General features: G+C 58.0%; 5 protein-coding genes and 2 pseudogenes. 4 read left to right on the top strand and 3 right to left on the bottom strand.

Going from position 1 to position 6,751, the window contains the following annotated elements; all coding sequences use genetic code 11:
* Together C9427_RS33365 and C9427_RS33360 are read right to left on the bottom strand one after the other, a co-directional pair.
* Positions 1 to 246 (bottom strand): annotated as a pseudogene (locus tag C9427_RS33365) (IS30 family transposase); the annotation flags it as partial.
* Between the two features lie 193 nt (positions 247 to 439).
* On the bottom strand, positions 440 to 1,900 hold the full coding sequence (locus tag C9427_RS33360; RefSeq protein WP_245437294.1) for an alpha/beta fold hydrolase: 1,461 nt from the start codon (positions 1,898 to 1,900) through the stop codon (positions 440 to 442).
* A 163-nt stretch (positions 1,901 to 2,063) separates the two neighbouring features.
* On the opposite strand from C9427_RS33360, the gene C9427_RS33355 reads away from it, so the two are divergent.
* From C9427_RS33355 to C9427_RS35175, 4 genes are all read left to right on the top strand, one after another.
* The gene (locus tag C9427_RS33355) at positions 2,064 to 2,300 is read left to right on the top strand and encodes a hypothetical protein (RefSeq protein ID WP_107653167.1); all 237 of its coding nucleotides are present in this window, start codon (positions 2,064 to 2,066) and stop codon (positions 2,298 to 2,300) included.
* Between the two features lie 105 nt (positions 2,301 to 2,405).
* Complete coding sequence (locus C9427_RS33350; RefSeq protein ID WP_107653166.1) at positions 2,406 to 3,914, top strand: radical SAM protein; 1,509 nt, start codon at positions 2,406 to 2,408, stop codon at positions 3,912 to 3,914.
* Positions 3,915 to 3,993: 79 nt separating this feature from the next.
* Complete coding sequence (locus C9427_RS33345) at positions 3,994 to 5,295, top strand: radical SAM/SPASM domain-containing protein (RefSeq protein WP_245437293.1); 1,302 nt, start codon at positions 3,994 to 3,996, stop codon at positions 5,293 to 5,295.
* Between the two features lie 124 nt (positions 5,296 to 5,419).
* Positions 5,420 to 6,475, top strand: a complete 1,056-nt coding sequence (locus C9427_RS35175; protein ID WP_245437292.1) for a helix-turn-helix domain-containing protein — start codon at positions 5,420 to 5,422, stop codon at positions 6,473 to 6,475.
* A 56-nt stretch (positions 6,476 to 6,531) separates the two neighbouring features.
* On the opposite strand, the pseudogene C9427_RS35170 reads toward C9427_RS35175, so the two are convergent.
* Positions 6,532 to 6,729, bottom strand: a pseudogene (locus C9427_RS35170) (DEAD/DEAH box helicase); the annotation flags it as partial.
* Positions 6,730 to 6,751: the final 22 nt, after the last annotated feature.

Genomic DNA, 6,751 nt, shown 5'->3' with positions numbered 1-6,751 from the left:
TACTTGATAGATCGCTTCGTGGCTGATGCGGATCGTCTTGTCGTCCGGGAAGTCGATCGGCAAGCGTCGGGCAATCTGCTCCGGGCTCCAAGCCCTGGCCCATCGCCGATCCTTTCGCGGGCCATGCCGGCGGCCCTTCCACGGAACGGCGGGACCAGCAACGGCACCGCCACTCGGGGTCATGACTACGCCGGCCAGTCGCTGCTCCACATAAGTGCGCAACGTTGTGTTGAGCGCAAGCTTGGCTGCCGAAATCCCGGCCTCAAGACACGCATCGCCACCGGGTCAAAGCGACGTGTGGCCGTCGATGTTAGAGTCTGACCAAAAAAGGCTTTAACGAAATCAAGCTCTTTCGAGCCTGCGGGTGAGGAGGCGGATGTGGGCGACGGCCCTCAACCCCATTTATGTGTAGACAACGTGACATCGCCCTTGTTCTGTCCTATTGCACCCCCCCACCCTGCTCTACGGGAGTGGAGGGAGGAGAGTCCAGGAGCGATGCTGTGTCGCGTGCCTGTAGGCCATGCAGGAAGAAGGCTCTGCGAACTGCACGCTGGTACTCGTGATCCAGTTCCAGTCGATGCCCACCCCGAACCAATAGGAAGCGGGCGCTGGGATAGGCCGATGCGATGGCTTTGCCTATTGCCGGAGAGAATACGACATCATCCTTTCCCGAGACGACCAAAACCTCCCCCTGGAAACGGCTCCGATCCAACTGCAGATTCGGCAAGGGCGCATGCTGATGCAGAAAATTCTTTAGGATTTCTGCGGACCACTGGTAAAGTGGGAGGTCGTACCCATATGAGCAGGCCCCATTCTGCAGATCGCTTCCAAGTAGCTCGTACATCCGCACTTTCGCCGCATCAGCGGCAGGCAGGCCTAGCAGGGCGCGGCTGAGCCACCAGTTCAGGCTCGGGTGCAGCTCATACCAAGCATACGGTAAGGGGTTGTGGCTTAGCTCTGCGCGGATGATCTTACGAAGTGTTGCCAAGCCCGACTGTCCTTGTCGCCCGAGTTGAAAGAGCATATAAGCCAAGCTCAGGCGCCTGCCATTCTGATGCCTTGCAATCTCTGACAGGGTGTCAGCGGCCCCCGGATCGAACTCAGCGAAGTTGCGAGCGAAGGTCCATCGCTGCTGGCGGGCTAAGTCCGGCGCTCCCGTGGTGGCCAGCAATGCCCGGGCTACGTGTTCCCCATGTCGATCCAGGTATTGTTGGGCAAGTACGCCCGCGCCTGAGGCTCCGAAAATCATGATGCGCCCGCCTGACGGAAGCAGCCTCGCTGAAACCATGTCCTGCCTTACGCGTTCGATATCCTCGACGCGCTGCCAGGAGCCATAAAGGTTCATTGCGCGGCGCAGATCCAGCTCGCCGTTTGGATAGACCTCCGGGAAAACCGTGGGACTGTGGCCGCGATGGCCGATCAGCACATAAGATACCCCAGGCAGCTGCTCATCAAAGAAAGAGAAATCAACGCCCGGGCCAACTATTTCCATTTGCCCGTCCGTCAGAAAAAAGACTACGGGACCTTGGGGATTGAAGTTAGGGCTGAGCACATAGAACGCGCGAAAGCGTCCGCTGCTTTCATCTGCATAGTCAATCGGAAGAGTAAGATATCGATGGTGCGCATCTGGTGGCATCTGCGGGTAGTACGCATCCAGCGCGAGCCGCGCATTCGGTGGTTCTTGCGCCACATGCCATAGCGAATAGCCCCATATCCCACTTACTGCGCAAACAGTTAAGAGTATGACCAAAGCGGATCGAATCCTTCGACGGGAGTTTTTCATTGTGAAACCTGGCGTTGGCTGTGTGATGTGAGGATGGAGAATACTACTCAATGCGATGAGGGATTCGCGGCTAACCGCGATGACATGAACACCGCGACCGTCAGCTACAAGCGCCATCGTTTCTCGCCGCAAATCCCTCACCAGCATTTAAGTTGATAACACCCGCGCACTGTCAGTCAAGAAGGTTAAGAGACAGGCTGACCTGTATCAAGGCAGCCCAATCTGAAAACAGGCATAGTCGTAAACGTGGTTCATCCACACAACCTAATGGAGATGGAAAATGAAGACGATCGAAGAGCGCAAGGCTGTTACCGTCAAGGGCAGAGAAGTCGATTTCGGGACTTTGCTGCACCAGTATGAGTCTGACAAGTTGATCCAGGAGATGCAGACCCTCATCAAGAAAAAGGGCCTCAAGGTCGACCTCGTTCCTGGCGAGGGAACACCGACGTTGGGAGAGCCCCTACTCGCATCGGGCTGCGACAGCTGCACCGTCTGTCCCTGCATGATCTGCTGGTAGGCCAATCCAGTGGTCAGGATGCCATCCGGATCCAAGCGCATCTGGATGGTACCGGCCAAGTAGAGGGTTCGGTCACTCCGGCAAGAGTGCGAGAGAGACAGTTCGATGACAAAGCTACCCATAAGACCAGATCAGTTTGTCGCAGTGCGCCGGGACTTCGTCTTCACACAAGATGGGAATCGGCCAATTCTCTATCCTCTTGACTACATCAACACGCACATCCATTTCTTAACTCCGATCCAGGGATTCGCCCTATCGTTACTGGATGGCGCCTCGCGCTTTTCCGAGATCGATCTCTTCTTCCGTCAACTTTTTCCGGAGGCGGCGACTGGGAGCCTCGTCGAGACACTCTCCGGCGTCGACGCTCTGGTGCGCGCCAGCGTATCGGCCACGGGAATTGGTGCTCACGGCATCGTGGAGATTGCCGATAACCCGATTACCGAGGCGCTCCGCTTCGACCCGCGCTGTTTCGTCATTGATCAGCAGGCCTATTCGCGTGTGATGCAGGGGGTCAAGACCCGATTCCGTCTAGAAGCGCCGATCAACCTCTATACGGTCTTCACACATCGCTGCCAAACCGACTGCCTTTACTGCTACGCCGATCGACGCGTCAAAGCAGGCAAGGAGATGCGTCTTGAACGTTGGCGCGAGTTGATCGAGGAGGCAGCCTCTATGGGGGTGCGGATGTGCTCACCCGATAATGGGGACACCTTCGTGCGGCAGGACGGGATCGACTTTCTCAATCTACTTGTCGAGCACGAGATGCTGTTCCTCCTATCGACGAAAGCATTTCTGGACCGTGACGCGGTCGCGCGGCTAGTCGATGCCGGGTTCAAGGAGAAGATCAACGGCGTGGTCGAACGGCCTGTGCAACTTAGCTTCGATGCCGCCGACGACCACATCAATATGCGCGTGCTGAACGTCAGGAAACCCCGCACGCAACTGGCGACCATGACCTTCGAGAGCTTTATGAATTTCGGCATACAGCCTATCATAAAGGCGGTCATTACTGGATTAAATGTCGATCAACCGAAGAAAATCGTTGAGTTCTTCTATCCTCGCGGCGCTCGCACCTTCAGTTTTGTGCGTTATTCGCGCTCATTCCACCGTCACAGCGACGATCTGTTCGTTACGGGCGCACATCACGCAACGCTTGCCCGCGAGTTTGAGGCAATCCGAGCCAAGTATCCGGACATCGCGCTAAACGAAAATCTGTCGATCGCCCCAACGCCGGCTGGAGAGCTGACGTCGGAGCGCAAGCTGCAGATCTGGAGCCAGCGGATTGGCTGCGGAGGCGGGTGGCACGCTCTCGGCGTCGGTCCCGACGGCGGCGCCTTCCTGTGCGAACAGATGGCCTACGAGGAGCCATTCCTGGTGGGCGACGCCCGACACCAATCGTTGCGCGAAATCTGGACTGGTTCCCGATTGCTCAACTTTATCCATCCGAGCCGCGAGCGGTTTGCCGGGTCCAGTTGTGAGGCCTGTTCGTCCTTCGAGAGCTGCGTGTGGGAGAAGGGTCGATGTTACCGGGACGCATATTTCTCCTATGGCTCGGTCCACACCACGCCGCCGTTGTGCCCTTTCAACGACAAACCGGGCGTGCGGCTTAGCTAAGGGAAGCGTTATGACCATGACTATGACCCGGAATTGGAAACCGTCAAGCTTCAACATGCCCTTCAGTGAGTCAGACGACATGACTCTGCTGCTTAACGCGAGAAACGGCCAGACTCTTGAACTGGATATGGCCGGCTGGGCTATCGTCAAAAGGTGTCTCGACGGCCTAAAGCACGGAGAGGCCGGGCCAGATCGCGAGCTTGTGAGCTGTCTCGCTACGCTTGGCTTCGTGGTGCCGGCCGAACTGGACGAATTCAGCGACGAGGAGGAGCGGCTACGCCTCAACAAGGTCGACAAATCACGCCTGTTTGTGACTATCGCGCCAACCATGGCTTGTAATCAGCACTGCAGCTACTGCTTCCAGCGCAGTATAGCCAAGACGAAGATCATGTCGGAAGAGCTGCAGCAAGCGACAGTGGAGTTCGTCCGTCGCCAACTGGGCGACAGCCGTCAGCTAGTCGTCCAGTGGTTCGGCGGCGAGCCGCTTATCGGTTATGCCGCAATCACTTTCATGACGCGGGCATTCAAGGCGATCTGTGCCGAGCGCGGCATCGACTACTATGCTGAGATGCTGACCAACGGCGTCCTGCTGACGCCGGAAAGGGTAGCCGCCCTGCCCGAACTCAGCATAAAGGCGCTGCAGATTTCCCTTGACGGCACGCCCGAAACCTATTCTGGGCGGCGACAGGTACCAATAGCGAAGGCGGAGGCCCATTATCGGTTCTTGGCCGAGCACGTGCAGGACATCGTCGATGCCACTGGGTCTCTCACCATGCGCATCAACGTGGATCGGGATAACATTGAAGAGGCCAAATATGTCGTGCGTCTCTTCAAGAGCCACGGTGTGGTCGATCACCGCATCGATTTCCGTCTTGGTTTCATCAACACCAGCCGAGGTCTGGTGGATTGCGTGCCGCACGACTGTTTCACCAACACTGAGTTCGCCGAGAAGGAGTTGGTGTTTCGTCGCTTCCTCGAGGCGGAGGGGTATATGGTGTTCGGTATGCCGCGGCCCAAGCGCTACCCCTGCACCGCGGTTGTGCGCAATTCGTTCACGATTGATCCACACGGCAACCTCGGCAAGTGCATCCCTGCTGTGGGCACATCCCAGTCGACATTCGCGCGCATTCTGCCGGACGATATGGATAGAACACTGCGGGACGCGACGACGGCTGAGATGCCATATGAGCGCTTCAACCCATTCCACAGCGAGGGATGCGGTGGCTGCCTTATGCTGCCAACGTGCTTGGGCTCGTGCCCCAAGCACCATGTTAGCGGCCGCCGCGTGGTGGCCTGCAGCATGCGGGAGGGCTTCGGTGACAAGATCACCTTTTATCATCGCTTTCATAAGCGGCGGCTCGATAGCCGCACGCAGGCCTAGCGTTGGATTTGCTTCAACCACGCCCCACGGAGGCAACTTACGATCGGAGGGCACCGTGGCAAGAGCCAAAGATAAACGTCGGAGTATATCAGCCGTTGCGAAAGAGCGGCCAGAGAAGGGCTCAATGGCCCTCGCGCGTGAGCGGCTCGGTATCCTTGAGTTGGCGACGATGCTAGGCAACGTCGCGGAGGCGTGTCGTCGCTGCGGCATCGACCGCACGAGCTTCTACGCGTGGCGCCGCCGCTTTCGGGAGCAAGGCTTAATCGGATTGCAGGACCGGTCGCCGATTCCCCGCAATCACCCTCAGAAAACGCCACGGCAGACGGCAAGGCGGGTTGCTGCGCTCGCCTTGCAACATCCGGCATATGGTTGCAATCGCCTACAATATCTGCTGCATAGCGAGGGAATGCGCCTATCGGCGGTCACGGTGCAGAAACTCTTGAAAGAGCGTGGCCTCGGCTGCCGTCGGCAGCGGTGGTTGACGCTTGAAGCGCTCGCTACTGAACGATCGCTCAGACTCACGGTCGAGCAGTCCGCCTTCGTCGAAGCCAACAATCCGAGCTTTCGTGAGCGTCACAGTGAAACTCAGGCGCCCGGGGAGGTGCTCTGCGCCAACATTCTGCCTGTTAGTCGCCTCCGTAACGAAGGCAAGATCTTTCTCTGTTTCGTCGTTGATATCTACTGCGCCTATGCCTTTGCCGCGCTTAAGGTCGGCTGGCATGAGCAAGCGCTCACCGAGTTGATGCAAAACGTCGTCGTACCATTCTATGGCGTGCATGAGCTCGTAGTGAGGGAGGTGATCGCCAGCGCTGCGTTGCAATGCGGCGATTATGCGCCCACTTTCGCGACGGCTGAGATCAAGTACCATACCACTCGACTGCCCCTGGGGCATCTTCACGGCTTCGCCGAGCGTTTCGGCCGGATCGTGTCCGGCGAGTTCTTTTGCGGTCGACGTGCGGCGGTGGATCGTTTAGGCATGGATTGCATGCAGACGGAGCTGAGGCTCTGGCTCGAAAAATACAACGCCAAGCGCTGTCTCGACGGCTATCGCAACTACGGGACTCCGCCGGCTGAGATGATGGACCGATGGCTCGCGGTACGCGTCCCACCACCACCTGAGCAGCCGACAATGTTAGGTGATCTGTCAAACGGCTTCCAAAACCGATTCCGTGGTTGTTGACACACGAGACCGCGCGGATCGCGCCTCGTTCGCTGCTTCGCGGACTGGGGAGCGTCTCTATGCCAGCGGACTACGTCGATCTCTATCCGCTCGCACAGCTCACCGGCGGAACTGATCGTTGATAAGGCGTTGATAAGGGCCTTCAGCGGGCTGACATTAAGGACTGAAAAGCCACGTTCGTTCCGATCGGCAACCTTCGTGAGGATCGGCAGGACAGCGGCTTCCGTTTTTCCGGCTGCCGTGGCGGCAGCGATCAGGACGTCGTTTCGCCGCTCA

The organism is Mesorhizobium helmanticense (assembly GCF_003034915.1).
GTDB classification, from domain to species: Bacteria; Pseudomonadota; Alphaproteobacteria; order Rhizobiales; family Rhizobiaceae; genus Mesorhizobium; species Mesorhizobium helmanticense.
The sequence above is the reverse complement of the archived record's forward strand: the minus strand, read 5'-3'. Positions and strand labels throughout refer to the sequence as shown.